Origin of the sequence: Amycolatopsis sp. NPDC021455 (genome assembly GCF_040640995.1) — a bacterium.
GTDB lineage: Bacteria > Actinomycetota > Actinomycetes > Mycobacteriales > Pseudonocardiaceae > Amycolatopsis.
Genome location: NZ_JBFACT010000096.1, coordinates 1 through 25780, shown reverse-complemented (window position 1 = coordinate 25780; position 25780 = coordinate 1). Strand labels below are relative to the sequence as shown.

22 protein-coding genes and 1 pseudogene are annotated in these 25780 nt (G+C 71.5%); 6 read left to right on the top strand and 17 right to left on the bottom strand.

From position 1 onward, the window contains the following. Positions 1–119: 119 nt before the first annotated feature. Positions 120–605 carry an amino acid ABC transporter permease gene (locus tag AB0G28_RS45715; RefSeq protein WP_361104640.1) on the top strand — a complete coding sequence of 162 codons (486 nt, stop codon included), beginning with the start codon at positions 120–122 and terminating at the stop codon, positions 603–605. Position 606: 1 nt separating this feature from the next. Beyond that, the gene (locus AB0G28_RS45710; RefSeq protein WP_361104637.1) at positions 607–1401 is read left to right on the top strand and encodes an amino acid ABC transporter ATP-binding protein; all 795 of its coding nucleotides are present in this window, start codon (positions 607–609) and stop codon (positions 1399–1401) included. Between the two features lies 1 nt (position 1402). On the opposite strand, the gene AB0G28_RS45705 is transcribed toward AB0G28_RS45710, so the two are convergent. The 6 genes from AB0G28_RS45705 to AB0G28_RS45680 form a co-directional block, all read right to left on the bottom strand. After that, positions 1403–1696 carry a hypothetical protein gene (locus AB0G28_RS45705; protein ID WP_361104634.1) on the bottom strand — a complete coding sequence of 98 codons (294 nt, stop codon included), beginning with the start codon at positions 1694–1696 and terminating at the stop codon, positions 1403–1405. A 104-nt stretch (positions 1697–1800) separates the two neighbouring features. Then, positions 1801–3474 (bottom strand): urease subunit alpha, encoded by a 1674-nt coding sequence (locus tag AB0G28_RS45700; protein ID WP_361104631.1) that lies wholly within the window; start codon positions 3472–3474, stop codon positions 1801–1803. Next, a complete protein-coding gene (gene ureA, locus AB0G28_RS45695; RefSeq protein WP_361104628.1) occupies positions 3471–4154 on the bottom strand; it encodes an urease subunit gamma in 684 nt (227 codons plus the stop codon). Before ureA ends, AB0G28_RS45700 begins: the two co-directional genes overlap by 4 nt. A 6-nt stretch (positions 4155–4160) precedes the next feature. After that, positions 4161–7046, bottom strand: coding sequence for an aminotransferase (locus AB0G28_RS45690; protein WP_361104626.1), 2886 nt, complete (start codon positions 7044–7046; stop codon positions 4161–4163). Next, positions 7043–8083 (bottom strand): agmatine deiminase family protein, encoded by a 1041-nt coding sequence (locus tag AB0G28_RS45685; RefSeq protein WP_361104623.1) that lies wholly within the window; start codon positions 8081–8083, stop codon positions 7043–7045. The genes AB0G28_RS45690 and AB0G28_RS45685 overlap by 4 nt, the downstream gene beginning before the upstream one ends. Further along, positions 8080–9039, bottom strand: coding sequence for an alpha/beta hydrolase (locus AB0G28_RS45680; RefSeq protein ID WP_361104620.1), 960 nt, complete (start codon positions 9037–9039; stop codon positions 8080–8082). The genes AB0G28_RS45685 and AB0G28_RS45680 overlap by 4 nt, the downstream gene beginning before the upstream one ends. 77 nt (positions 9040–9116) lie before the next feature. On the opposite strand from AB0G28_RS45680, the gene AB0G28_RS45675 reads away from it, so the two are divergent. Both AB0G28_RS45675 and AB0G28_RS45670 read left to right on the top strand, forming a co-directional pair. Further along, on the top strand, positions 9117–9710 hold the full coding sequence (locus tag AB0G28_RS45675; protein WP_361104617.1) for a TetR/AcrR family transcriptional regulator: 594 nt from the start codon (positions 9117–9119) through the stop codon (positions 9708–9710). Between the two features lie 160 nt (positions 9711–9870). After that, positions 9871–10302 (top strand): VOC family protein, encoded by a 432-nt coding sequence (locus AB0G28_RS45670; RefSeq protein WP_361104614.1) that lies wholly within the window; start codon positions 9871–9873, stop codon positions 10300–10302. A gap of 44 nt (positions 10303–10346) precedes the next feature. Here the strand turns inward: AB0G28_RS45670 and AB0G28_RS45665 are convergent, their stop codons facing one another. Then, a complete protein-coding gene (locus AB0G28_RS45665; RefSeq protein ID WP_361104612.1) occupies positions 10347–11786 on the bottom strand; it encodes an aminotransferase class V-fold PLP-dependent enzyme in 1440 nt (479 codons plus the stop codon). A gap of 79 nt (positions 11787–11865) precedes the next feature. Here AB0G28_RS45665 and AB0G28_RS45660 point away from each other — a divergent pair, with 79 nt between their 5' ends. Beyond that, positions 11866–12327 (top strand): MarR family transcriptional regulator, encoded by a 462-nt coding sequence (locus AB0G28_RS45660; RefSeq protein ID WP_361104609.1) that lies wholly within the window; start codon positions 11866–11868, stop codon positions 12325–12327. Here the strand turns inward: AB0G28_RS45660 and AB0G28_RS45655 are convergent. The 5 genes from AB0G28_RS45655 to AB0G28_RS45635 are packed head-to-tail and all read right to left on the bottom strand — an operon-like array spanning position 12324 to position 16001. Continuing rightward, on the bottom strand, positions 12324–13169 hold the full coding sequence (locus tag AB0G28_RS45655; protein WP_361104607.1) for a hypothetical protein: 846 nt from the start codon (positions 13167–13169) through the stop codon (positions 12324–12326). The genes AB0G28_RS45660 and AB0G28_RS45655 overlap by 4 nt on opposite strands. 20 nt (positions 13170–13189) lie before the next feature. Then, positions 13190–13420, bottom strand: coding sequence for a zf-HC2 domain-containing protein (locus AB0G28_RS45650; protein WP_361104604.1), 231 nt, complete (start codon positions 13418–13420; stop codon positions 13190–13192). Beyond that, positions 13417–14061 carry a sigma-70 family RNA polymerase sigma factor gene (locus AB0G28_RS45645; RefSeq protein ID WP_361104601.1) on the bottom strand — a complete coding sequence of 215 codons (645 nt, stop codon included), beginning with the start codon at positions 14059–14061 and terminating at the stop codon, positions 13417–13419. The genes AB0G28_RS45650 and AB0G28_RS45645 overlap by 4 nt, the downstream gene beginning before the upstream one ends. 41 nt (positions 14062–14102) lie before the next feature. After that, positions 14103–15293 carry a cation:proton antiporter gene (locus AB0G28_RS45640; protein WP_361104598.1) on the bottom strand — a complete coding sequence of 397 codons (1191 nt, stop codon included), beginning with the start codon at positions 15291–15293 and terminating at the stop codon, positions 14103–14105. Between the two features lie 3 nt (positions 15294–15296). Beyond that, positions 15297–16001, bottom strand: a complete 705-nt coding sequence (locus AB0G28_RS45635) for a flavodoxin family protein (protein WP_361104595.1) — start codon at positions 15999–16001, stop codon at positions 15297–15299. Between the two features lie 130 nt (positions 16002–16131). Between AB0G28_RS45635 and AB0G28_RS45630 the strand changes: the two genes are divergently transcribed. After that, entirely contained in the window at positions 16132–16863 is a 732-nt protein-coding gene (locus AB0G28_RS45630; protein ID WP_361104592.1) for a hypothetical protein, read from the top strand. On the opposite strand, the gene AB0G28_RS45625 is transcribed toward AB0G28_RS45630, so the two are convergent. The 5 genes and pseudogenes from AB0G28_RS45625 to AB0G28_RS45605 form a co-directional block, all read right to left on the bottom strand. Then, positions 16791–20672, bottom strand: coding sequence for a glycoside hydrolase family 2 TIM barrel-domain containing protein (locus AB0G28_RS45625; protein ID WP_361104589.1), 3882 nt, complete (start codon positions 20670–20672; stop codon positions 16791–16793). The two genes, AB0G28_RS45630 and AB0G28_RS45625, sit on opposite strands and share 73 nt — an antisense overlap. Positions 20673–21053: 381 nt before the next feature. Beyond that, positions 21054–21285: pseudogene (locus AB0G28_RS45620) on the bottom strand (IS5/IS1182 family transposase); the annotation flags it as partial. A gap of 212 nt (positions 21286–21497) precedes the next feature. Further along, entirely contained in the window at positions 21498–22994 is a 1497-nt protein-coding gene (locus AB0G28_RS45615) for a family 43 glycosylhydrolase (RefSeq protein WP_361104587.1), read from the bottom strand. Between the two features lies 1 nt (position 22995). After that, on the bottom strand, positions 22996–24885 hold the full coding sequence (locus AB0G28_RS45610; protein ID WP_361104584.1) for a DUF2264 domain-containing protein: 1890 nt from the start codon (positions 24883–24885) through the stop codon (positions 22996–22998). Continuing rightward, a partial coding sequence (locus AB0G28_RS45605) for a hydroxyacid dehydrogenase (RefSeq protein ID WP_361104581.1) occupies positions 24882–25780 on the bottom strand: 899 nt, incomplete at its 5' end. The genes AB0G28_RS45610 and AB0G28_RS45605, both read right to left, overlap by 4 nt.

Genomic DNA, 25780 nt, shown 5'->3' with positions numbered 1-25780 from the left:
CGACAAGTACGCCCTCACCTTCCTCGGCGGAATCCTCCTCGCCGCCGCGATCATGGTCACCCGCACCGCATCCCGCAATTAGGAGACACGCCCTAGGCGGGTTCGTCCTCCTCGGTGTCGTGCAGGCGGCCATCCTGACGCTGGCCGCGAACGAGGGTGCCTACATGGCCGAGATCTTCCGGGCCGCGCTCGACGCGATCGACCGCGGGCAGGCGGAAGCGGCACAGGCGCTGGGCATGACGCCGGCGACGACGATGCGGGTGATCCTGCTGCCGCAGGCGCTGCGCATCGTCGTTCCGCCGCTGGGCAACGAGTTCAACCTGATGATGAAGTCCACGTCGCTGCTGTCGGTCATCGGCCTGCAGGAGATGTTCCTGACCGCCCAGTCGATCAACTCGGCGACGTTCAAGACCTTCGAGATCTTCCTCGTGGCCGCGTGCTACTACCTCGCCCTGACCACGATCTGGTCCTTCGTCCAGCGGTTCATCGAACGGAAGCTCGCCGATCCCGGCCACGTCGTCGCGACGCCGTCGCTGCGGACGCGCCTCACCGGTTCCGGCTTCGGCCGGGACCGGGACACCCTCGCCGGCAAGGGAGCGAACTGAGATGGACCCGCGCACGAACGCCGACCCGTCGGCGGTGATGTCGGCGCGAGGAGTGGTCAAGCGCTTCGGCGACTCGGCGGTCCTCAACGGCATCTCGATGGACGTCCGGCCCCGCGAAGTCGTCGTCATGATCGGGCCGTCCGGCTCGGGCAAGACGACGTTCCTCAGGTGCCTCAACCACCTGGAGCGCATCGACGAGGGGACGATCCTCGTGCACGGCTCCCCGGTCGGCTACCGGCCGGGCCCGGGCCGTCCGGTGGAGGAACGCCCGAAGGTCGTCGCGGAACGCCGCCGCAACATCGGCTTCGTCTTCCAGCGCTTCAACCTCTTCCCCCACCTGACCGCGCTGGACAACGTGGCCGTCGGCCCGGTGAAGGTCCTCGGGGCGCCGAAGGCGGCGGCCCGGGAGCAGGCCCGCGACCTGCTGGCGCGGGTCGGTCTCGCCGGCAAGGCGACCGCGCGGCCGTCGGCGTTGTCCGGCGGTCAGCAGCAGCGCGTCGCCATCGCCCGCGCGCTCGCCATGAAGCCGGAGCTGATGCTGTTCGACGAACCGACCAGCGCGCTGGACCCGGAGATGGTCGGCGAGGTGCTCGCGGTGATGAAGGACCTGGTCGCGGACGGCATGACGATGATCGTCGTCACGCACGAGATGGGTTTCGCCCGGTCGGCCGCCGACCGGCTCGTCATGGTCGACCAGGGCGTCATCGTCGAGGAAGGGCCGCCGGACGAGCTCATGACGGACCCCGGGCACGAGCGCACCCGCGCGTTTCTCGGGCGGATCGCCGAATCCGGCTGAACTACGACGCCAGCCTGTCGATCAGCTCGCCGGCGGACATTTCCCGCATCCCGGCCGAGCCCGGCAGACCGTGCCCGCCGATGAAGCCGACATCGTGGCCGGCGATGCGGAAAAGACCCGCCCGGCGCACGGCTTCCAAGGCGACCCGGCCGCGCTCCAACGTCACCGCCGCGGCGGTGACGGCGATGTCCCCGGCGCACATCGCGGGCACCACGGGCGCGATCATCTCCAGGGCGGGCAGGGTCCGATCCCCGGCAGCGGAGTGCCGGTTCGCCGACAGTTCGACAGCGTTCATGCGAGTTCACCCATCGATCGATCTACTGACCATCGTGACCACTCGACGGTCGCAGAAACGCCGGCGGCGAACACCCCGAAATCACCGGAAGAAACTTGCGCCTTCTAGAGGAAGTACAAGCGGGACAACGCGACCGAGTCCGCCGGCGCGGAGGAGACGGGCTCGCCGTCGACGGTGACGAGCCCCGTCCGGTGCTCCACACGGACTTCCGCGGTCCGGTCGTTGTGGATCATGTCCGCCGGTCCGATCCCGCGGGTTCCGCGCACGCCGACACGACGTCGGCGAGTGGGCACGGAACCGGCCTCCGCGGCCGCTTGGCTGACGAACGCGACCGACAGGTCGGCGGGCGTGGGACCGTGCCCGCCCAGCTGGGGGCCGATCACCAGGGGCTGCGAGCTGTCGATGCTCGCGTTCGGGTCGCCCGTGACGCCGTACGCGGGGAAGCCGGCCTTGAGGACCAGCTCCGGTTTCGCCCCGAAGTGGTCCGGGCGCCACAGCACGATGTCGGCCAGCTTTCCCGCCTCCAGGGACCCGATCTCGTGCGCCATGCCGTGCGCGATCGCCGGGTTGATCGTGAGCTTGGCGATGTAGCGCCTGGCCCGGTCGTTGTCGTGGCGCAGATCGGCCGCACCGCGCTCGGTCTTCATCTTGGCGGCCATGGCGAAGGTGCGCCGGAACGTTTCGCCCGCCCGGCCCATCCCCTGCGCGTCGGACGACGTGATGGCGATGATGCCCAGGTCGTGCAGCACGTCCTCGGCGCCCATGGTGCTCGCCCGGATCCGTTCCCGGGCCATCAGCGCGTCCCCGGGCAGGTCGGCCTTCAGGTCGTGGGCGTCCATGATCATGTGGAAGTGCTCGTCGACCGCGTCGCGGCCGAAGGGGAGCGTCGGGTTCGTCGAAGACGCGATGATGTTGCGCTCTCCGGCCAGCCGCATGACGTTGGGGACGTGCCCGCCGCCGCACCCCTCGACGTGGAAGGCGTGGATGGTCCGCCCTTCGAGCACGGCCAGGGTGTCCTCGACCGAGAGGCACTCGTTGAGCCCGTCGGTGTGCAGCGCCACCTGGACGTCGTACTCCTCGGCCGCGGTGAGCGCGGAGTCGAGCGCACGAGTGTGCGCGCCGATGTCCTCGTGGACCTTGAACCCGCACACGCCGCCCTCGACGAGGGCCTCCACCAGTGGCTCCTGCGCGGAAACCGAGCCCCGGCCGAGGAAGCCGATGTTGATCGGCCACGCGTCGAAGGCGGTGAACGCGTGCCGCAGCGCCCACGGCGTACTGATTCCCGGCCCCCACACCGGCCCGAACTCCTGGCTGATCACCGTCGTGACGCCGGAGGCGAGCTCGGCCTCGACGACCCGGGGCGACAGCAGGTGGACGTGGGTGTCGATCGCCCCGGCGGTGGCGATCAGGCCCTCACCCGCGATGATCGTCGTTCCGCTGCCGACGACGACGTCGACGCCTTCGAGGGTGTTCGGGTTGCCGGCCCGGCCGATACCGGCGATGCGTCCGTCGCGGATCCCGATCGACGCCTTGCGGACGCCTTGGACGGCGTCGATCAGCAGGACGTTGCTGATGACCAGGTCGCAGGTCTGCCGGGCGGTCGCGGCCAGGATGTGCAGCCCGTCGCGGGCGGTCTTCCCGAAGCCGACGACGAACTCCTCGCCGGCCTTGCTCGCGTCGGCCTCGACTTCGACGACGAGGCCGGTGTCCCCCAGCCGGACCCGGTCGCCCTTGCGGGGCCCGTAAGAAGCGACGTAGTCGCTCGGTGTGAAGCTCATGTCGTTTCCTCGTGTCGGTAACCGCAGGCGATGGCGCGGCGCAGCGCCTCTTCCTTCGCACCCGGCGCGTCCAGCGGACCGTCGACGAGACCGGCGAAGCCGATGGCGACGCGGTCTCCGCCCATCGGCGTGAGGTCCACGGCTTTGCGCTCGCCGGGGCCGAACCGGATCGAGGAGCCGGCCGGGATCGCCAGTCTCGTGCCGTAGGCCGCGGCACGGTCGAACCGCAGCCTCGGGTTGGCCTCGAAGAAGTGGAAGTGCGAGGTGACGCTGATGGGCACCGTCGAGGTGTTGGTGACGAAGACGGTCACCGCCCCCGGCCACTCCGCCAGTGGCTCGGGTCCGGGCTCGATCGCTCCGGGCGCGGGGCCGGCCGTCGCACCGATCGGGTCGGTCACGACGACCAGCCTCGTGCCGTCGTCGAACACCGCTTCGACCTTCACCTCGCCCACGACCTCCGGCACGCCGGGAAGCACGTTTTCCGGACCGAGCGCGGCCCGGCCCGCCGCGATCGCCTCGTGGAGCCGGCGTCCGTCGCGGGCGGCTTCACAGACCGTGTCGGCGATCAGCGCGGTGGCCTCCGGGACGTTGAGCCGCAGCCCCCGGGCCAGCCGGCGCCGCGCCAGCTCGGCCGTGGTGAAGATCAGCAGCCGGTCCCGTTCGCCCGGTGTGAGCCGCACGGCCGATCACCATCCTTCCGACAGCACCCGGTCGAGGGTGTCGGCGAAGAAGTCGGCCGCGGACCGGTCGAGGCACAGCGGCGGCTTCACCTTGAGCACGTTCATCCGGTCGCTCGTCGGCTGGATCACGACCCCCAGGTCGAGCATCCGGTCGCAGATCGCCGCCGTCTCGCTCGCCGCGGGTTCGAGCGTGCTCCGGTCGCGCACCAGCTCCACGCCCAGGTAAAGGCCGGAGCCGTGGACGGCGCCGATGATTTCGTGGCGCTGCGCCAGTTCCTCGAGCCGCGCCTTGAGGTGGCCACCGACATCACGGGCGTTTCCCTGCAGGCCTTCGTCCCGGATGATGTCGAGGACGCACAGGCCGACGCGTGAGGACAGCGGGCTCCCTCCGGTCGAGGAGAAGAAATAACCGCCATCGCGGTACTTCGCGGCCACCGCGCGGCTGGTGATGACGGCGGCCACGGGAACGCCGTTGCCCACCGCCTTCGCGACGGCGATGATGTCGGGAACGACCTCCTGCTGCTCGAAGCCCCAGAACCAGTGCCCGAGCCGGCCGTAGCCGACCTGGATCTCGTCGGCGATCGCCAGGCCGCCGTGGCGGCGCACCGCGGAGTACACGGCGGCGAGATACCCCTCGGGCAGCGGCATGCCGCCCGCGTTGCCGTAGTAGGACTCGCCGATGAAGCCGGCCGGCGGCCGTCCGGACGCGGCCAGCTCGTCGATGATCGCGGCCGCCTCGGGTCCGTACCGGTGGGCGTCGGCGCCTCGGTGCCGGCCCCGGTACGGGTTGGGCGCGGGGACGGTGTGCACCCAGTCCGGCCGGCTGTCCAACGCGTTCGGGTTGTCGGCGACGGAGGTCGAGACCGCGTCGGAGGCGTAGGTCCACCCGTGGTAAGCCTCGCTCATCGCGACCACGTCGGACCGGCCGGTGGCCACGAGCGCGAGCCGGATCGCCAGGTCGGCCGCCTCCGAACCGGAGTTCACCAGGAAGACGGTGTCCAGCGGATCGGGCGCGAGGTCGGCGAGCCGGGCGCCGAACTCCGCGATCGCCTCGTAGTTGAACCGGGAGTTCGTGTTCAGCAGCCGCAGCTGGCGTTCCGCGGTCCTGGCGATCCGGGGGTGGGAGTGACCGGCCACCGCGACGTTGTTGATCATGTCCAGCAGCGGACGTCCGTCCTCGGTGACGAGGAAGTGGCGCCAGCCGCGTTCGATCCGGGGCGGCTCGCGGTAGTAGTGCTCCTGGACTTCGGCCAGGGCACGTTCTCGTCGCGCCAGCACGGAATCGGTGACGCTGCCCGTCGCGGGCAGCCCGAGCAGCGGAGCGGGGTCGGCGAGCGTGGCCAGCCAGCCCGGTGCGTATTTCGGGGCCACGCCTTCGGGGACGCTCCCGGCGCGATGGCCCGCCGTGATCCGGGTCCGGCCGCGCGGCACCGTCGTCGCCACGACCGTGCCGGCGACCACGGCTCCCTCGGCGCGCGCGTCGACTCCGGGCACCGCCAGCTCGATGTCGTTTGCACGCAGCACGATGCCGGAACCGGTGGACGACACTTCGCAGTCCCACGGTGCCGTGAGTTCCTCGGAGCCGGCGGTCCAGAGGTCGATCCCGGTCGCGACCGAAGCCGGCGATTCCTGGACGAGCGCTCGGCTTCCGGCAAGGCGGGCCTCGCCGAACTTCGTCACCACGGCTCGATGCCCGGCCGCCAGCCGGTCCGCGGCCAGCGTCTGCGCGATGTCCGCGTTCTCCCACGCGCCATCGTCCAAAAGGGACGATTGCGGGGACAGGTCCAGCACCACCGCGTCCGGGAGGCCGAGCAGGACGCCGTCCGGGACGGAAACGCCGCCCGCGCTCGATCCCAGTGCGTCGCGGATCAGCGCGGTCATCACCCCGGGCGGGACGGAAAGAGCCTGGTCCGCGATCCGCCACTCCCTGACCAGGCGCGTCTCCGCATAGGCGTTGTCACCGTCGACGGCCACCTGGTGGCAGCCGCTGGCGACCAGGACCGCGCCACGCAGCACCACGAGTGGCCAGATCGCCGCGATTTCGGCGTCGGACAGCGGGCGTAGGGAGTGGTAGGCGCGCACCGCGGGCAGGACGTCGGCCGGCTCGGCGCCGGGGTGGTGCAGGATCGAGGAGATCGCGATGGCCAGCTCGCTGATCGTCCACGTCCTGGTCAGGTCGCTGAAGTCGATCACCCCGTCGACGAGACCGTCCGCGCCCAGCACGGTGTTGTCGTCGGTGAGGTCCAGGTGCACGACCTGAACGGGCAGGTCGGGGACGAGCGGTGTGAGGAGGTCCCAGGCGTACGCAGCAGCGCTTTCGATCTCGGCACGCCGAGCCGGGGGCAGCGACGAGCCCAGCGCGGCCACCGCCCGGTCGGCGTACCGCGGATCCCACTGCAGGACGCGGTCGGGCCCGTCGCCGGCGAGCCCGGCGAGCGCCAGGTCGACCTGGCCGGCCACCTCGCCCAGCCGGGCCACGCTTCGCGGATCGAGGTACCCCTTGCCGAACAGGGTTCCGCCGTCCAGGAACCGGATCAGCCGGGCCACCGCCGGGCCGTCCGGAGTCTCGACCGTCGCTCGCCGGACGGCCCCGTCGTCCGCGCGGAGCACTTGGGCGACCCTCAGCCGCGGGCAGGCGGCGGCGATCCGGTCGGCCGCGGCGTCCTGGTCCGAGACCTCGGCGGCGCCGAAAGCCGGGTTCGACACCTTGAGCACCGCCATCGGGTGCCCGGCCGGCGTCCGCAGGAGGAAGTTGGCGTCCTGGTTGCTGCCCAGCCGGTGCGCGACGGCGTCCACGCCGAACGACTCGTGCGCCACCCTTCGGGCCCACGCTTCGTCGACGCGGGGCGCGGGAAGGGTGACGGCGTCGAAGAAATCCGTTCCGATCGTCATCCCCGTCCTCCGGTCGCCGGTTCCTGCTGGGTGATGCAGTGAATGCCGCCACCGCCGGCGAACACGTCCTTCGCCGGGACCATCACGACGTCCCGACCGGGGTACGCCGCCTCGAGGATCTCCTCGGCCTGCCGGTCGTTCGGGTCGTCGAACGCGCACCCGATCACGCCGCCGTTGACGACGAGGTGGTTGAGGTAGCTGTAGTCGACCCAGTCGAAGCTGTCGCGGACGATCCGGGGCGCGGGGACTTCGACGATCTCCCAGGGACGGCCGGTGGCGTCGCGCGTGCCGCGGACGGCGTCCAGGATCTCGCGGCTGATCGCGTAGTCCGGATGCATCGGTTCCTCCTGGACGTGCACGAGGAGGACGCCGGGCGAGGGAATCGTGACGGTCATGTCGACGTGCCCGCGGGTGCCCAGCCGCAACGAGTCGCGGTACAGCCCGCGCGGCAGCCAGATGACGTGTCCGGCGCCGATCGTGCGAGCCAGTTCCGCCTCGACGTCCGCCTTCGTCCACCCCGGGTTCCGCCCCGGGTCGAGCTGCACCGTCTCGGTCACGAGCACGGTCCCGAGGCCGTCGACGTGGATCCCGCCGCCTTCGTTGACCATCCGCGAGACCTCCGGCTTGGCGCCGGCGCGCTCCGCCACGAACGCTCCGATGCGTTCGTCCTTGCCCCAGCTCGCCCAGGACTGCGCACCCCAGCCGTTGAAGACCCAGTCGATCGCCCCGAGCTGTCCGGACTCGTCGACCACGAAGGTGGGGCCGATGTCCCGCATCCACGCGTCGTCCAACGGCGCCTCGACGATCTCGGCCTTGTCCTCGCCGAGGTACCTTCGGGCCGCTTCGGTGTCGGCCGGATCGACGACCATGGTGACGGGCTCGAACTCGGCGATCGTGTGCGCGACCCGGGCCCAGGCGGTCCGGGCCCGGCCGGCGCTTTCGGGACTGCCGGAGAGGTAGGAGCCGCCCGGGGGAAACGCCATCCACACCCGCGCTTGCGGTTCGGTTTCCGCGGGCATCCGCCACGATGTCGTCACAGCTGCTCCTCTTGGTGCTGAATGCCGAGTGCGCGGCGAAGCGCCCGGAACCGGACCGTCCACATGTGACGCGCCACTTCCGCGTCGGGTGCGTAGTACTCCGCGGCGTGGTAGACGCCGGGATAGACGTGCAGCTCGGTGGAGACGCCCGCGGCGAGAAGCCGTTGGGCCAGCACCAGGTTCTCGTCCCGGAACAGATCGGCGGTTCCCACGTCGACGAACGTCGGCGGCAAACCGGCCAGGTCCTCCGCGTGCAGCGGAGCGGCGTATCCGTCGGGCTCCTGCCCGGCGAGGAACCACTCCCACGCCTCGGCGTTGGCCCTCCGGTCCCACGGCCCGGCCTGGTGTGCGGCGCTCGCGGTGTTCCGGTGGTCGACCATGGGATAGAGAGCCACGGCATAGCGGAGTGCGGGTCCCCCGAGGTCCCTCGCCTTGAGGGCGGTGGCCAGGGCCAGGTTGCCGCCCGCGCTCCCGCCGAAGATCGCCAGCCGTCCCGGGTCGAAGCCCAGCGACGTCGCGTTGCCGCTCATCCAGCCGAGGGCCGCGTAGCAGTCGTCGACCTGGGCCGGGTGCGGGTGTTCGGGCGCCTTGCGGTAGCCGGTGGAGACGACGAGCACCCCGAGCTCCTCGCAGATCTTCACCGCCGTCGCGTGCTCGTAGTCGAGGTCGCCGAGGTACATCCCGCCGCCGTGGATGAAGAACACGGCGGGCGCGGCCGGCCGGAACCGCCTGGGCCGGTAGACGCGTACCGGCACGTCGGCGCCGGGCACCCGCACGTCCTCTGTGGAGCACGTCTGGGTGGCCTTGACCGCCTCGAGCGTCTCGGCCGCGAGCAGGGCATCGGTGCGCCTGCGCTCCGCCAGATCTTCAATGGCGTACAACCCGCCGGGGAATTTCTCGTAGAGCTCTGCCAACGGTGCCCGCAGCTCGGGATCGATGCCGTCGAGCCGATTCACCGGTCCTCCTCGGTTTGAAAGGCTTTCAAAGCCGCGCCTCGCGTCACTATCCGTCACGCCGTCGCTAGAGTCAAGAGGTGGCCCACGACAAGTCCCGGCGGCACCGCCGGCTCGAGCACCCGCGGGAGCGGGTCATCCAGGAGGCGTGGGCGCTGCTCGCCGAGCGCGGCCTGGCCGACCTGAGCCTCTCCGAGCTCGGGCGCCGCCTCGACACCAGCGCCGGTCACCTCTCCTACTACTTCGGCAGCAAGAACGGCCTGCTCCTCGAACTGCTGCGCTGGAGCGAGGACGAGCTGATCGAGCAGCTGGCACGCGTGCTGGAGTCCGGCGGCTCGGCCGAGGAGCGGCTGCACAGCCTGTGCGAGCTCAACTTCCCCCGAGCCGCCGGCGACCCCCGCTGGCTGCTCTGGATCGAGCTGTGGCCACGGGTGATGCACGAGCCCGCCCTGCGCGAGGCCCAGCTCGAGTACGACGCCGCCTGGCGAGCGGCGATCGCCCGGATCGTCGGCGACCTGACCGACGACGTCGAAACGCTCACGCAGCGGGTGTTCGCCCTCATCGACGGGCTGAGCGTGGCCCTGCTGACGGGCGACCCCACGCTCACCGCCGAAAAGGCGTGGCAGCACGTGAAGGCGCTGCTGCCCACCACCCCTCGCGACTCGCGCGGGTGATCCGTCCGATGTGGACCGCGCCGACGGCGCCGGCGCGGCCTCCGGGCGAGTCCGGCGGACCGGGGGACCTGCCGCGCCGCCAGGTCCTCGGCGGACAATTCAGACACCGCGCGATCGGCACCCGGTGCCGGCACCCGCACCGCACGGAAGGAACTCCGGCATGACCGTTCTCGACTCCCCCATCCCCCGCTTCCACCTCGCCGTCCCGGTCGACGACCTGGCGGCGGCCCGCCGCTTCTACGGCGAGACGCTCGGCCTGCCCCAGGGCCGCAGCGCCGACACCTGGGTGGACTGGAACCTGCACGGCCACCAGTTCGTCACCCACCTCGCCCCGGCCCGCACCGGACGGATCCACAACCCGGTCGACGGCCACGACGTCCCCGTACCGCACTTCGGGCTCGTCCTGACCATCGACGCCTTCCACCGGCTCGCCGAGCGGCTGCGCGCCGCGGGCACCGAATTCGTCATCGAGCCCTACGTGCCCTTCGCGGGCGAGACCGGCGAGCAGTGGACGATGTTCCTGCTCGACCCGGCCGGCAACGCCCTGGAATTCAAGGCGTTCGCCGACGACTCGCAGGTGTTCGCCGTCTGAGCAGCCAAGGGTGGCTGTTCGGCGGCCGGTGCGCGGACCGGCGGTTACCGCGCCGGCCTCGGTGCCGCCGGCCGCACGTCCGTCACGGCGCTCAGCCGGGCGATTTCCCGGTGCAGGCCAGGGACGTGCGATTCGCTCTCCGGCTTCATCAGGACGCTGCGCAGGATCCGGCCGCGAGGGATGTCGTCGTGCACGGCGTGGCCCCGGCGGGCGAGGTCGGCGCCGGTGACGGTGTACGTCGCGACGAACAACGCCTCCTCCGGGGAGCGACGCATCCCGGCCTCGAGCACATGGGCGCTGACGCGGTCGATCTCGGAGAGCGTGTCGCGGGCGGGGAAGTAGCTGACGATGTCGAGCTGCGGCGGCTGGAACACCGCCAGCTCGGCACTGCCGCCGATCAGGTCGGCCCAGGCGAGCGCGGCGCGCCGCCCGGGCCGGAGCACCGCGCCGAGCCCGTCCGGGGTCAGGGGCAGGACCCGCGACGTCAGCCAGAGCGCCGCGGCCGCGGCGCCGGCCCGGGAACATTCCAGGGAGATCTCACCGAGGTGCAGCTCGTCGGACGTGAAGTAGGTGTACGGCGAGTCGTGCAGGTAATGGCGGGCGACCGACGGGTCGCGGAAGAGCACGGCACCGCAGCCGTAGGGCTGCAGCCCGTGCTTGTGCGGGTCGATGACCACCGAATCGGCGTCGGCGATGGCGCGGAACGGCGCCGAGCGCACGCCGTCGGCGGAGTCGTCGGCGATGAGCCGGAAGAACCCGCCGTAGGCCGCGTCCACGTGCACCCGGACCCCGTACCGGCGGGCGAGGGCGACGATCTCGCCGACGGGATCGACGGCCCCGAGGCCGGTCGTCCCGGTGGTCGCGACCACCGTGCCGATGCGTCCGGTGCGCAGCAGGTCCTCGAGCACGTTCGGATCGAGGGTCCCGGCGGCGGTGGTGGCCACCGGAACAGCCTCGACGCCGAGCAGGTGGCTCATCCGGCCGTGGGTGTAGTGGGCGTCGGCGCTGTGCGCGATCGCCTTGCCCGGGTGCGTCTGGCGGGCGACGAACAGCGCTTCCAGGTTCGCGATCGTCCCGCTGCTGGTCAGGTGCCCCAGGTGCTGGGGCAGGCCGAACATCGCCGCCAGGTCCGCGACCACCTCCTTCTCCATGGCCGCGGTGGCGGGACCGCCGTCGAGGGCGTGGTTGTTCGGGTTGATCAGCATCGCGCTCAGGTAGCCGGCGACGGCCGCCGGGTGGGGCGGCTTGAGCATCTGCCCGGCGTAGCGGGGGTGGAAGAACGGGTAGTTGTCCCGCAGGCGCCGGTGCAGCTCCGCCGTCGCCTCCCGGAACCGCTCGAGCGGCACGTCCTGGGAGGGGTGCGGGTCGTAGCCGCCGTACTCCGACATCCAGGCCCCGACGTCGCGGACGGCGTCGGCGAGCACCGCGGCGAGCTCCGCGAAACCGGCCGGCCCCGCACGCAGGACCCCATCGTCTCGGTTCATCGGCGTCGGCACCCCCTGGACGAGCGAAAGGCTATCGATACATAATTATCGTCACATAACTATGAGGTAGCGTAAAGGGGTGCCGCTCCCCCAGCCTCCGGATCCGTACGCCGACCTGGCCGACCTGGTGCTCAACGTCGCGCGGCTGATCCGCCTGCGCACCCCGGCCGAGCCGGACGTCGTGCCGCTCACCGCCACCGAACGCCAGGTCATGCGCATCGTCGACCTGCACCCCGGGTGCGCCCCGAGCCGGATCGCGGAGCGCACCGGGCTGCAGCGCACGAACGTCAGCACCGCCCTCCGCGGCCTCGAAGCCAAGGGCATGCTGACCCGCGCCGGCCAAGGCCGCACCGTCACCGTCCACCCCACCGAGCTGGCCAGGACCAACCTCGAAGTCCTCCGCGGCGCCTGGTCGGAACTGCTGGCGGACCTGCTCGACGACATCGACCCCGGCACGATCACGCGGTGCAACCGGACCCTCGCCCACCTCGAGCGGCGCTTCGCCGGCGACGATCGCCACCTGGGTGGCAGCGCGACTTAGGGGGCGTTCAGAGCCGTGCGCCCGCGCGTGGCCGGCTTGCCCCGGGACAGGCCGGCCAGCCCGCCGGTGACCACCGCCAGTTCCGCGGCCACGATCGCGGCGAAGGCGTAAGCGCCGGGCGGGCCCGCGGCGAAGTCTCCGCGCCGGACGAGGGCCGCGATCGCGACCAGGGTCAGCATGACCGCCTGCACCTCGAGCTGGAGGCGTACCCGCGACGCCCGGCCGTCCGCCGCGACGAGCACGTTGGCCAGGCCGAGGGCGTACACCGCCGCCAGGGTGCGTGCGGTCAGCGGGGTGACCGCCCACGGCCACAGGCCGCCCACCTGGTCCGGCCGGACGAACAAGCCGGCCGCCACGAGCAGCTCGGCCAGGCCGGTCACGCCCAGCACGATCCGGACGGCCGGCGCCAGCCGGGGATCCGGCGCCACCACCGCGCGGCGGGCCGTGCGGGTGTTCGTCGCGGCGATCGCGACCACGAAGACGGGGGCGGCGAAGTACAGCGCGGCCCACGCGACGAACGAGATGTGGCCGTGGGTGAACCGGTCCCAGTGCAGCACCGTCGTGACGCCCAGCAGCGACGCGAACAGCGCCACCGGCGGGAACCCGAGCGCGACCTCCGACCACCGCCTCGCCGTCGCCACGCGGACGAAGAAGAACGCTCCTCCGATGTAGACCGCCGCCAGCAGCATCGCCGTCAGCGGCGGCTTGATCCCCCAGGCGAACAGTTCCCGCGTCCGCGTCGGCATCAGGTAGCAGATGACGAAGGCCGCCACGAGGAACGGCACGATCACGAGGGCGAGCACCCGGGTCGCGGGCAGGACGCGGTCGGCGGCGGAGTCCATTGAGGACGGTTGTGGTGTGCTCATCGGGCGTGCCAATCACGGAAAGCTTCGAGTACGGTGTCTCGGACGTCGGGCGACAGCGTCTCGGCCGGCAGCGCGCCGAGTTCCGCGATCGTGGTGCGGAACTGGCCGAGGTAGGTTTCGCAGCCCTCGCACAGCGCCAGGTGTTCGACGAAACGGGCTTCGGTCTCCGGGTCGAGGGCTCCGTCGAGGAAGGCGGTGACGAGTTCGACGAACTCTTCGCACGTCATGCCGGTTCCCCCTCGGCGCCCAGGTATGCCGCGAGCCGTTCGCGCACCGCGGCCCGCGCGCGGTGCAGGAGCACCCGCTGGTTGGCCGCCGTGATCTCGAGCAGCTCGCAGACTTCGTCGGCGCTGTGGTCGGCGACGTCGCGGAGGCTGATGACGGCGCGCTGCCGGGCGGGCAGCTCGTCGAGCGCGCCGGCGATCACCTGCCGGACTTCCAGCGCCAGCGCGGTTCCTTCCGGGGACGGCCACGCGGCGGGGAACTCGCGCCACCCACCCGGGTAGCGGTCGCCGGGGCCGCGGAACCGGGCCGGGTCGACGGTGGGGCCGTGGTCCTCGCCGTCGGGCGCCAAGCTGGCCCAGGGAATGCTGCGGTGCTCGGCGGCGCCGCGTTTCTTGGCGGTGTTGACCAGGATCCGGTACACCCAGGTCTTCAACGCCGAACGGCCTTCGAACGCGTCGAGGCTCTTGACCACCGCGAGCCACGTGTCCTGGACGACTTCCTCGGCGGAGGCGTGGGTGGACACGAACGAGCGGGCCAGCCGCAGCATCGGTGCCGACCACGCGTCGAGGACGGCGGCGAAGGTGGCGTCGTCCCCGCCGCGCAGCGCGGCGACGAGTTCGGTGTCCGGCGGCAGCGGGCTCACCGGACGAATATAAGCGCCGGAACCGGCGAAACAGGTGACAGTCATCTTACGGCCGCCCGGTCCCGCGACCGCAGCAGCGACAGCGCGCCGGCCGGGAACAGCAGCACCGACAGCAGCCCGGCGCACACGAGCGCGGCCGCGGTCACGGGAGTCATCAGTCCGGTGAGGACCCCGATCTGGGTGGCGGTCACCAGGAACGGCAGCGACGTCGCCTGCAGCAGGCCGGCCGCGGTCGACTGCCGGACACCGAACTCCCGCGCGAACAGCAGCGCCGGAACTCCGCGGGCGAACAGCAACGCGGCCAGGAAGAGCGGCACGCGGGCGAGCGCGGCCGTGTCGGCGAGCAGCCCGGACAGGTCGAGCCGCAGGCCGCTGGTGACGAAGAAGACCGGGACCAGGAAGCCGTACCCGATCGCGTCGAGCTTGACCCGGAACCGCGGGTGCGACGCCGAGTCGCGGTCGAGCAGGCCGGCGACCGCGCCCGCGAGGAACGCGCCGAGAATGCTTTCCAGCCCGAAAGTTTCGGCCAGCGCGACGAACGCGACGAGCAGCACCACCGCGGCGCGAACCCGGATCTCGGCCGTCGTGTCCTGCAGGCGGACGAGCGTCGCGCCGAGCCGGCGCGACCGGCCGGCCAGCGCGACCACGACGGCCGTCACCACGACCAGGCCCGCGAACGCGGCGAGCAGCACGAGCCGGGCGCCCGTGCTGCCGCCGGCCGCCGAGAACAGCAGCGACACCAGCAGCACGGCCGCGAAGTCGGCCACCGAGCAGGCGGCGATGACCGCCTGCCCGAGCCCGCCCTCGGCCTGCCCGGCGTCCTTGAGCACCGGCACGACCAGGCCGAGCGACGTCGCCGACAGCGCCACCGCCACCAGCAACGGGCTCTGCACCCAGCCCGCGGCGGCGAACCCCGCGCCGGCCGCGAGCCCGAGCGCCAGCGTCAGGACGTAGCCCAGCAGCGCCACCCGCAGGGCCCGGCCGCGCAGCCGGTGGACGTCGATCTCCAGCCCGGCCAGGAAGAGCAGGAACGCCAGCCCGAGCAGCGCGACGATCCGCACCGGCAGGTCCGGGGTGATCCAGCCGAGCCCGGACGGCCCGAGCGCGATGCCGGCCACGATCTCCAGCACCACGGCCGGCACGCGCAGCTTCGGCGCGAGCCCGAGCAGCAGCGGCGCGACGAGGGCGATCGCCGCGACCGCGAACAGGTTCACGAAGCCGACGCCGGGCATGGCTCAGCGGTATTCGGGGTTGGTGAAGTCGAAGCGGCAGCCGGCGTCCCATTCGCTGCGCTGGTTGCCGTGCGCCGGGATGCCGCCGGCGTCCTTGAGCATGCGGGCCAGGTGCAGCAGGTTCCACGTCATGAACGTGGTGTTGCGGTTGGTGAAGTCGTTCTCCGGGCCGCCGGACCCGGGGTCCAGGTAGGACGGTCCCGGGCCCGCCTCGCCGATCCAGCCGGCGTCGGCCTGCGGCGGGATGGTGTAGCCGAGGTGCTGCAGGCTGTAGAGGACGTTCATGGCGCAGTGCTTGACGCCGTCTTCGTTGCCGGTGATCAGGCAGCCACCGACCCGGCCGTAGTAGGCGTACTGTCCCGCGTCGTTGAGCAGGTGCGAACACGCGTAGAGACGCTCGATGACCTGCTTCATGACGGAACTGTTGTCGCCCAGCCAGATCGGCCCGGCGAGCACGAGGATGTCGGCCGCCATCACCTTTTCGTAGATGCCCGGCCACGCGTCGGTGGCCCAGCCGTGCTCGGTCATGTCCGGCCAGACCCCGGTGGCGATGTCGTGGTCGATCGCGCGCAGCACCTCGACCCGGACGCCGTTCTTCTCCATGATCCCGCGGCTGACGTCGATCAGGCCGTCGGTGTTGCTGGGGTCCGGCGAGCGCTTCAGGGTGCCGTTGATGAACAGGGCGCGCAGGTCGTCGTAGTCCGGCATGGGTCAGGCTCCTTCGGGGCGAATCGGTTTTCCGGGGCGGTGAGTTGGCGTCCTGTGGCCAGGACTCGGCACACTGCGATGACGGCGCTCAGTGCCCGGAACCCGCCCGGGCGTTACACGAGGAGTTCGAATGGACTGGGAACCCACCAGGCGGTCCCTGCACGGAGTGGCCGAGCTGCTGCTCGCCGGCCCGCAGCACCGCGCGACCGGCCGCATCGACCTGTCGGTGGCCGACGGCGGCTTCGCGACGGCCGTCGCGCCCGCACTGCGCGTCCGGGGTGCCGAACTGCTGACCGAATCCAGCCGGGTGCGCCTCGGCGGGCGCACCTACGCCGACGTGGCCGCGGAGGCGGGGATCGAGGCCGGCGCCCCCGCGGACGTCTACGCCGGCGGGCCCGGCCTCCGGCCGGACGAGACGATCGTCTTCGCCGCCGGCGCGCTCGAAGCACTCCTCCAGGCCTTCGCCGACGGCGACCGCGCCCTCCGCGACTTCGCGCCCGGCTCCGTCCCGATCCTGTGGCCCGAGCACTTCGACGTCGCCATCACCCTCGACGACGTCAACTACGGCGTCTCCCCCGGCGACGGCCACCTCCGCGAGCCCTACGCCTACGTCGGCCCGTTCGTCCCACGGACGGGTGACTTCTGGAACGCGCCCTTCGGCGCCGCCCGCACGGTCGCCGACCTCGGTGACGCCCCCGCCATCACCGCGTTCTTCGAACAGGGGCGAGCGGCCCTTGGGGTGACGGCCGACGTCCTGGCCGTGGACGACCTGACCCTGCACCCCGCCGCTCACGATGAGGCGGTCGGCCTCCGGGACAGCTCCATGGGCCGGTCCCCGCGCAGGAGCGGGCGCAGCCGGTAGGTGTAGTGGTAGTCCCGGTCGGCGAACAGCTTGTACTCGTCGTGGGTGTGCGCGCCCCAGCTGTCGTCGCCGCCGACGCCCATCTGGCGGTGGTTCAGCCGGAGCACGACCTCCCGGCGCGGCGTGAGCTGGTAGTCGTGCAGCGCCCCGCTCGACAGGTCCTCCGGGGTGAAGTGCGACGCGTTGACCTCCAGCAGCGGCTCCCCGCTCGCGAGGAGCCCGGTCCCGCGCTTGTCGGTCAGCGCGATCCACCGCACGTCGGTCTTGTTGCCGTTCTCCTGGGGACGGATGTAGCCCGTCCACTGCCCGGCGACCGTCGAGGAGTACACGCCCACGTCCGAACCCGTGTTGCGGTCCCAGTGGTTCTCCTCGGGCCCGCGGCCGTAGTAGGCGATCGTGTCGAACTCGCCCGGCAGGAACAGGATCGTCCCGACTTCGGGCAGGTACGGCAGGTCGGGCGAGCCGGGGTGCACGGTCTGGTCCACTTTGATCTCACCGTTGCCGAACACCGTGTAGGTGGTGGTGTAGGTGGAGACGACCGAGGTCGGCAGGGTGCCGCCGACCGTCACGACCACCGCTCGGCCGGCTTGGACCGAGACGTCGGTGACGTGCCGGTCGGCGCCCGCGTACCGCCAGGTCGCGTTGCGGCTCGGCTGGCCGTTGCCGATGTCGTTGTCGGTCGGTGCGCGCCAGAAGTTCGGCACCGGCCCGGACGTCAGCAGCCGGACGCCACGGGCCTCGTAGGACGTGATCAGCCCGGTGTCCTTGGCGATCGACACGGTGAACCCCGCGCCCGCGATCTCGACGCTCCGCCCCGTGTCGTGCGCGGTGGCCGCCGGTACCCGGGCGAGCGGCACCTGCGCGACGGCGGGGCTGCCGAAGTCCACCGGCAGCTGCTGCTTCGCCACCTCGAACCCGCGTTCGGCCCAGATCGTGGGTGTCCTGGTGGTGAAGGAGAACTGGAGGAAGTACTCCCCCGCCGGGCGGGGAGGCCGGCGCACCGGCACCGTGATCGTCCGGCTCGATCGCGGCGGCACGTCGAGCTGCGCGCCGGTGAGCCGCCCGCGCTGCACCACCTCGCCGTCGTTGACCAGTGCCCAGGCGCCGTCGTACGAATCCACGTTGGTGAACAGGTTTTCGTTGGTGATCGTCACCCGGCCGGCCGCCAAGCCGGCGCCCGCGGAGACGTTGATCGCCTGGTAGACCTGCTTGACCTCGACGGCCTTCCCGCTGATCCGGCGGTCGGCGGTGACGATGCCGTTGGCGCAGAAGTTGCCGTCGTTGGGGTTGTCGCCCCAGTCGCCGCCGTAGGAAAGGTAGGTCCGCTCGGCCGGCTGCTTTTCGGCGTAGCCGGCGGTCGCGGCGTCGAACCAGAACCGGACGGCCGGGTCGTGCGGGTCGCGATCGGCGGCGAGCTCGGCGGCGGTGAGCGCCCGCGCGTACACCCGGGCGACCCGGATGTGCCCGCCGAACACGCGCTCGGGGTTCTCGGAGTCGGTGCCGAGCGCGAGCTGGGCGGTGGTGCTGTCCGGGACGCGGTCGGTGTCCGTGTGCGCCACGGCCTTGCCGTCGAGGTAGAGCGTCAACGTCTTCGCGTCGTGGTCGAGGACGCCGGCGACGTGGTGCTCCTGCCCCACCCAGTCCGCGGGCAGGGGTGCGGTGGCCGAAATCCAGGTGCCGGCGTACACGAAGAACTCGAGGTTGTTCTCGCTCTGCTTGAGCGAGTACTGGTGGTCGCCCTTGGCGATGATCGGCTGGTGGCCGCCGACCGCGGTGGCGGTGACCCGGGCTTCGAGCGTCAGCGAACCCGTCAGGTCGGCGCTCCGCGCCGGCGGGAAGACCGCGCCGCCGGCCAGGCCGTGCCCGGGGTCGAACGTGGCCGCCGGCGCGAGTTCCGCGACCAGGGCGGCGGGCCCGGTCTCGGTGAGCAGCTTGCGCTTCGGGGTCGGCCAGTACAGCCCCTGGTCCACGAAGTCCCAGATGAACCCGCCCTGCAGCACCGGATGGGCCCGGATGACATCCCAGAACTGCTTGAAGTTCCCGGTGGAGTTCCCCATCGAGTGCGCGTACTCGATCATGACGTACGGCCGGGTGTCGGACGTGTCGAGCGCACGCTTCTCCAGCGCGACCGGCGTCGGATACATCTGCGAGCGGATGTCGCTGATCCCCGGCCGGTCGTCACCCTCGTACTGGATGACGCGCGTCGCGTCGTACGAACGGATCCAGTCGTACATCGCGGTGAAGTTGCTGCCCGAGCCCGCCTCGTTGCCGAGCGACCAGATGACGACGCTCGGGTGGTTCTTGTCGCGGTGCACCATCGCCTTGGCCCGGGCCAGCACCGCGTCCGTCCAGTCCGGGTTCGAAGCCGGGTAGCGGTCACGGACGCCGTGGGTCTCCAGGTTCGCCTCGTCCACGAGGTAGATCCCGTACTCGTCGGCCAGCTCGTACCAGGCCGGGTCGTTGGGGTAGTGCGACGTCCGGACGGCGTTGATGTTGAGCCGCTTGATCAGCCGGATGTCCTCGACGAGGTCGGCGCGGGTGAGCGCGCCGCCCCGGGCCGGGTGCTCTTCGTGCCGGTTGGTGCCGCGCAGGCTGACCGGCTGCCCGTTGATCCGCATCAGCCCGCCGGTGAGCGCGAACTCCCGGAACCCGACGCGGGCGGAGAGCGTTTCGATGACCTTCCCGGACGGATCGCGCAGGACGAGCACCGCGGTGTAGAGGTTCGGGTGTTCCGCCGACCAGAGGGCCGGCGCGCGCACGCCCCGGGTCGCCTGCACGGTGACGTCCTGCCCGGCGGGCGCCGAGCCGAGCGCGACCTGCTGCCGCAGCGGCTGCGCCCACACCGGTCGCCGGGAGGCGTCGAACAGCTGGGTTTCCACGGTGTAGCCCCGGTCGTCCGCGCCGCCGTAGTTGCGGACGCTCGCGGTGACGGCGAGGTCGGCGTTCGTGTAGCCGTCGCGCAGCCGCGGCTCGAGGCGGAAGTCGCGCAGGTGCACGACCGGGGTGGAGAACAGGTGGACGGACCGGAAGATGCCGGCCAGCCGGATCATGTCCTGGTCTTCCAGCCAGTCGCCGTCCGGGAAGCGGTAGACCTCCACGGCGAGCTGGTTGGTCCCGGGCCGCAGGTGGTCGGTGATGTCGAACTCCCCCGGCGTCCGCGAGTCCTCCCGGTACCCGAGCAGCGTGCCGTTGACCCAGACGTAGAACGCCGACTTCACGCCGGCGAAGTGCAGGAACGTGCGCCGGCCCGCCCACCCGGCAGGGACCTGGAAGGTCCGCCGGTACTGGCCGACCGGGTTGAACTTCGTCGGCGCGAACGGCGGCTGCGCGTTCTCGTTCTGCCCGTTGGCGCCCCACCAGGGGTAGGTGATGTTGACGTAGATCGGGAAGTCGTAGCCGTGCAGCTGCCAGTTGGACGGGACCGGAATGGTGGCCCAGGAACTGTCGTCGACATTTTCGCGGTAGAACTCCGGGTCCCGCGCGTCGGGCCGGTCGGCGTGCCGGAACTTCCAGTCCCCGTCCAGGCTCTGCCGGAACGGCGAGCGAGTGCGGTCGCCGTCCAGCGCCTGACCGAGGTCGGCGTACGGCATGAGGGTGGTGTGCGGCGGTTCGCTGCCGATGTCGAAGATCCCGATGTTGTTGTTCCACTCGGGGAACCCGTTGGGCGGAGGCGTCAGGGCCCGCGTGGCGGCCGCGGCCGGGCAAGCCAGCGACGAGAGCGTGGCCGGCAGGGCGAGCGTGCTCAGCAAGGCGGCCCCGGCGCCCAGGAAAGTGCGACGGCTTAGCGAGCGCTCGTGCTCGGGCGTCATTTGCGACATCGTGAACCACCCCGTTCTTCGACGGGCGAAACGTTACCTTTCCACCATGCGAAGTCAACACTCTTCCGCATAGTCAAACGGACAAGATGTTGAATGCTGTTTGCCAGTGGTGAATCACCGGAATGGCGGAGTGACGGCCAACCCCCCACGTGCTTCGTAGAACGTCAGGCGACGTCACGATGTCTGGCACCCCGCGCGGCGTCGCCCAGGGCTTGCCTTCAAAGCTGGAGAAGCAGGTGTGGCGAGGTCGATCATGCCTTGGCAGGAGGTGGCGGTCTTGTCGAATCGGGTGGTGATGACGCGACCGGAGTAGCCCTTGTCCGCCAACACCCGGCCCGGCAGGCGGGCCCCAGCCGGCGGATCTCGAGGCCCTGCCATGACCTGGGTGAACATGGTCCAGTCGTTGACGTTACCGCCAGTCGAGACCTCCGACAGGAGCCGTCCGTGGCCGCCGCCAGCGAAGTGATCTTGGTGGGGAGTCCACCGCGGACCGGCCGATGGCATGATCACCTGACTCGCTCCGCCCGCCGCACGCCGCTGCTTCCCCCTGCGTGCGGCGAGCGCCCACGGCGTGCTGATGCGCCCGCATGGAATCGACCGATACCTCGCGGTCGAGTTCGACGATCGCCTCGACGACCACCCGGGCCTGCGCCACCAGGGTGGACCGGTGCCGTGCGTGACCAGCGCCAGAACCAGCGGAGGCGGCCAGCAGCGAGGCCGCCGGCAATCCGGGCAAGGATCGGAACACGTGCCACTCCTCACGCAGCAGGAAGGGAGCGCCCGGCGGGTGAGCCGCCCGCCGGGCGTTCCCGGGGATCAGCCGTTCTGCACCAGGCTGAAGTCGTCGACGTTCACCCAGTTGCCTGCGTTCGCGTCGGAGAACACCCCCACCTCGATCGACCCGTTCGTCACGGTGATGCCGGAGACGCTGACCTTCGTCCAGCTCCCGAGCGACTGGCTGATCGACGAGCTCAGCTCACTCCCACCGAAGTTCTTCGCGAAGATGGTCGCCTTCTTCTGCCCGCCACTGCTCTTCACCCACGCCGACAGCGTGTAGGTCCCGTTCGGCACCGAGATGTTCTGGAACCGCGAAGCGTTGTAAGCCGATGACGAGCTCTGCGCGAACGCCCACCGTCCACTGTGGCCACCCTGCTTGTTGCTGTTCACCGCGCCCCCGGTCGTGGTCCAGCCGGCGAGGTCGTTCTGCGCCACCCGGTCGGCCTCCGCGCTCGGGTTCAGCACGTAGTTGTTGCCGCGTCCCACCGACCACGTCCCCGCGGCCGCGTCGACCGTCCACTGGTTCAGCGAGTGGAACACCGGCGTGGTCCCGGTGAAGGTGACCGGCAGCCACTGGTTGTAGCCGATGCCGTTGCCGGCGAAGTCGCTCCACCGGTCACCGCCGAACATCACGAACGAGCCGGACGAACCGGTCACCGTGAAGGCCAGGCCGGTCTGCGTCACGTGCGAGAAGTCCGCGTCCGTGCCCTGCAGCACGAACTCCCCGGAGTACGGGCCCATGATGTTCTTCGCGCTGATGCAGTACGTGTGGGACGCGTTCCAGCCGTGCAGGTCCGAGGAACAGAAGTAGTACGTCCCGTTGTACTTGAACATGATGTTGCCTTCACGGCCGCCCGCCGAGCTGTTGTAGACGTTCTTGGCCGCCTCCACCTGCAGGAAGTCCGAGGTACGCAACGCCGAGACGTACAGGTGCGAACGGCCGCTCTTGTTGCTGTAGATCAGGTACGCCTTGCCGTCGTCGTCGGTGAACACCGACTGGTCACCGGACATGCCGGTGGAGACACCCGCGATGCTCGACTGCGTCCCGGCCTTGGTGAACCGGCCATTGGGGGTGCTGCTCGTGGCGAACACCAATCCGCTGTCGAGCTGCGACACCAGCACGTACTTGCCGGTGTTCGGGTTGCGCGCGACGCCGATCCGGCCGACCCAGCCGCCGCCGAGGTCACTGCCGGTCAGCGCGTTGCCTTCGAACTTCCAGTTCGCCAGGTCGGTCGACGAGTAGATGGTGATCGCGCTCAGCGACGTGTCGCCGTTCTTGCCGCCGCCCGGGTTGTTGTAGTAGCTGACCGCGCCGTTGTACTTGGCTCCGTACCAGTAGTACGTACCACCGACCTTCAGCACACCCCCGCCCTGGGAGTAGATCGGGTTCCCCGAGGTGTCCTTCCAGAACACGTCGTTCTGGATCGTGGCGGCCGCCCGCGGTACCGGGGCGGCTGCCGCCGGCGCCCCGGTGGACACCAGCGCGACGGCCAGGGACAGGAAGCTCAAGGCAAGCCGGGTTTTCCTCTTCAGCACTTCACGACCTCCGTGTCGAATACCGGTTCATCCGGCTGTCCGCGCTCCCGGAGCCTGGCCGGTTCCCTCGGTGTTCGAACGCGCCTTCCACCCGGAGCGGCCCGAACCGGATCCGCACCGCGAACCCGTCCGGCCACCCGATCCCGACCCCCTCGCCGGCGACCGAGGCGGCCGGGCTGCCCGCCTCGGTGCCCAGTACGGCCAACGCGACGAAGACCGCCGTGCCGTGGACCTCCCCGCTCAGCCGCGGAAGCGACACCCACGGGACGAAGGCGGTGCCGTTCGGCGCGCGCACCTCGTCCTGGCCCGTCCAGCCCGCCAACGGCCGGAGGATGGATTCACCCGCCCAACCCGTCTGCTCGACGCGGGCGCCGGGCGGGGCGCCGAGCACGCGGTGCACCCGCAGCTCGTCACGCCCGCGGGCGACCGTGACGCTCTCGACGCGCAGGCCGGGCACCGTCGCCGGGCCGCGTCCGAACACCGGGCGGTGCCAGGACCCCGCCCAGGCCCAGCCGTCGCCCTGGCCCGCGCCGAGCGGGTGGATCCGGCGCCGGACGCTGCGGACGCCGGAGACGACGACCGCGAAGTGGTTGTCGGCCGGGTTGTCCCGCGCGGTCGGCCCGGTCCGGGTCGAGTAGGCGAACCGGCCGTAGTGCGGGTTGTCCTCGGCCGCCGACTCGGCCTCGTGCGGCCGGACGCCGTCGCTGCCGTGGTTGTGCAGCCGGACGACGCCGTCGTCGCGGGTCGACTGCAGCAGCAGGCCCATCGTCGGCAGCGCCAGCACCGTGTCGGCGGTCTCGCTCGGCGCCGGTTCCTCGGTCGCCGTCCACAGTGGATGCTTCGGTGGCGCGAGCAGGCACACGAACGCCTTCGACGCCCAATAGGGCGAGCCCGGTCCGGAGTAGTACTGCACGGTCGGCGCGTGGGGTCCGTGCCAGCCGAGGCTCAGCAGCCCGTGCTCGTCCACGGCGCCGCGGTCGAGGAAGTAGCGCAGTGCGCCGCTGATCAGCCGCCGCGACACACCCGGCCGCAGCGGGGTGTCGCCCGTCACCGCGCCGAGGCCGACGGCCGACGCGGCCGCGAAGCGGTAGGTCAGCGACCGTCCGAAGTGGAGCGGTGCGCCGTCCCCGCCGAACCACAGCCCGAAGCTCTCCAGGTGCTCCCGCAGGCGCGGGCCGTGGTGGCTCGGTTCACCGGCAAGGTGGGCATCCAGCACCGGGTACAGGTGCAGTGCCCAGCCGTTGTAGTGGTCGAAGGCGCGGCCGTCGCCGTCGGCGTACCAGCCGTCCCCGCGGTACCAGCCCTCCAGCAGTTCCAGCGCCCGGTCGCGGGCCCGCGACGTCTCGGCGTCGGCGCGCCCCACCGAGGCGAGGAACCCGGCCACGGTGAAGGGGAACAGGTACCAGTTGTTGGGCGCCGGGAGGTGCCGCAGCGCGCCGCGCAGCCACTCCTCTACCCGGTCCTGCACGGCGGGCGCGAGCTGGTCCCACAGCCACGGCCGGGTCAGCCGCAGGCCGAGGGCGATCGACGCCGATTCGACCATCGGCTGACTGCGGTCGGCGATCACCAGCCACGACTCCGCATCGTCGCGGCCCGGTGTGCGGGTGCCCGCGTCGAGTCCCCCGGCGTACCGTTCGAGCCAGCCGTGCGGGTCCTTCCCGTCCTCCCCGGCGACCCGGAAGGCGGCGGCGAGGAACGTCCGGGCGAACCCTTCCAGGCCGTCCGAGCGGACTCCGCTGCCCGACGGCGGCCCGGGCAGGTCGAGCCGGGCGCAGCCCGGGGTCGCCCAGCGCCACGCCGCCGTCAGCAGGCTGTCCGCCACGGCGGCCCAGTGGTCCCGGGTGTACCCGGTATGCGGGCTCAGCACGCGGTCCTCGTCGGGGAGTTTCACGCGATCATCCCCAGGCGTTCGCGGCGGACGGGGTGGGCGAACGGCTGCCCGGCCGCCCAGCGGGTGACCTCCGTGACGGCCAGTTCGGCCAGCCGCCGCAGCTCGTTGCCTTGTGAACCGGCCAGGTGCGGGGTGATCAGCACGCTGTCGTCCGTCCACAGCGGATGGTCCGGTCGAAGGACCTCCGGGTCGGTGACGTCGAGGATCGCCCGGATTCGGCCGGCCTCGGTCGCCTCGGCCAGCGCGTCCTGGTCGAGGACCGCCCCGCGGGCGGTGTTGATCAGCACGGCGTCCGGCCGCATCGCCGCGATCAGCTCGCGCCCGACCAGCCCCCGGGTTTCCGGCAGCAGCGGGGTGTGCACGCTGACGACGTCGCCGCGGGCGAACAGCTCGGCCAGGCTCACCGCTTCCACGCCCAGCTCCGCCGCCTCCGCCGCGGTCAGGTGGGGGTCGTGCACGAGGACGCGGAGGTCGTGCGGGCGCAGCAGGCCGATCACCCGCCGGCCGATCATCGACGCCGACAGGATGCCGACGGTCCGGCCGTAGTTGCCCAGGTGCGGCGGCACGCCCAGCGGGTCGTCGCCGCGGCGGGCCGTCCGATGGTCCCGGGCTCGTTCCAGGACGCGTTTGCCGGAAAGCAGGATCATCGCGACGGTGTATTCGGCGACCGGCACGGCGTTCGCCGCCGCGGCCGACGTCACCGCGATCCCCCGGTCCCAGCACGCCTCGGTGACGTGCGCGCGGACCGAGCCGGCGGTGTGCACGACTGCCCGCAGCCGCGGCGCGCCGGCGAGCACGGCCGCGTCCAGCGGCCGGCAGCCCCAGCCGGTGACCAGCAGCTCGACGTCGCGCAGGACGGCGTGAGCGGCTGCACTCGTGAAGTCGGCGAGCACTC

Bases quoted from the DNA above. Each gene is read 5' to 3' on its own strand.
- AB0G28_RS45710 (WP_361104637.1), top strand. From the start codon at position 607: ATGGACCCGCGCACGAACGCCGACCCGTCGGCGGTGATGTCGGCGCGA.
- AB0G28_RS45705 (WP_361104634.1), bottom strand. From the start codon at position 1,696: ATGAACGCTGTCGAACTGTCGGCGAACCGGCACTCCGCTGCCGGGGAT.
- AB0G28_RS45700 (WP_361104631.1), bottom strand. From the start codon at position 3,474: ATGAGCTTCACACCGAGCGACTACGTCGCTTCTTACGGGCCCCGCAAG.
- AB0G28_RS45690 (WP_361104626.1), bottom strand. From the start codon at position 7,046: ATGACGATCGGAACGGATTTCTTCGACGCCGTCACCCTTCCCGCGCCC.
- AB0G28_RS45670 (WP_361104614.1), top strand. From the start codon at position 9,871: ATGACCGTTCTCGACTCCCCCATCCCCCGCTTCCACCTCGCCGTCCCG.
- AB0G28_RS45665 (WP_361104612.1), bottom strand. From the start codon at position 11,786: ATGAACCGAGACGATGGGGTCCTGCGTGCGGGGCCGGCCGGTTTCGCG.
- AB0G28_RS45655 (WP_361104607.1), bottom strand. From the start codon at position 13,169: ATGGACTCCGCCGCCGACCGCGTCCTGCCCGCGACCCGGGTGCTCGCC.
- AB0G28_RS45650 (WP_361104604.1), bottom strand. From the start codon at position 13,420: ATGACGTGCGAAGAGTTCGTCGAACTCGTCACCGCCTTCCTCGACGGA.
- AB0G28_RS45640 (WP_361104598.1), bottom strand. From the start codon at position 15,293: ATGCCCGGCGTCGGCTTCGTGAACCTGTTCGCGGTCGCGGCGATCGCC.
- AB0G28_RS45635 (WP_361104595.1), bottom strand. From the start codon at position 16,001: ATGCCGGACTACGACGACCTGCGCGCCCTGTTCATCAACGGCACCCTG.
- AB0G28_RS45630 (WP_361104592.1), top strand. From the start codon at position 16,132: ATGGACTGGGAACCCACCAGGCGGTCCCTGCACGGAGTGGCCGAGCTG.
- AB0G28_RS45625 (WP_361104589.1), bottom strand. From the start codon at position 20,672: ATGACGCCCGAGCACGAGCGCTCGCTAAGCCGTCGCACTTTCCTGGGC.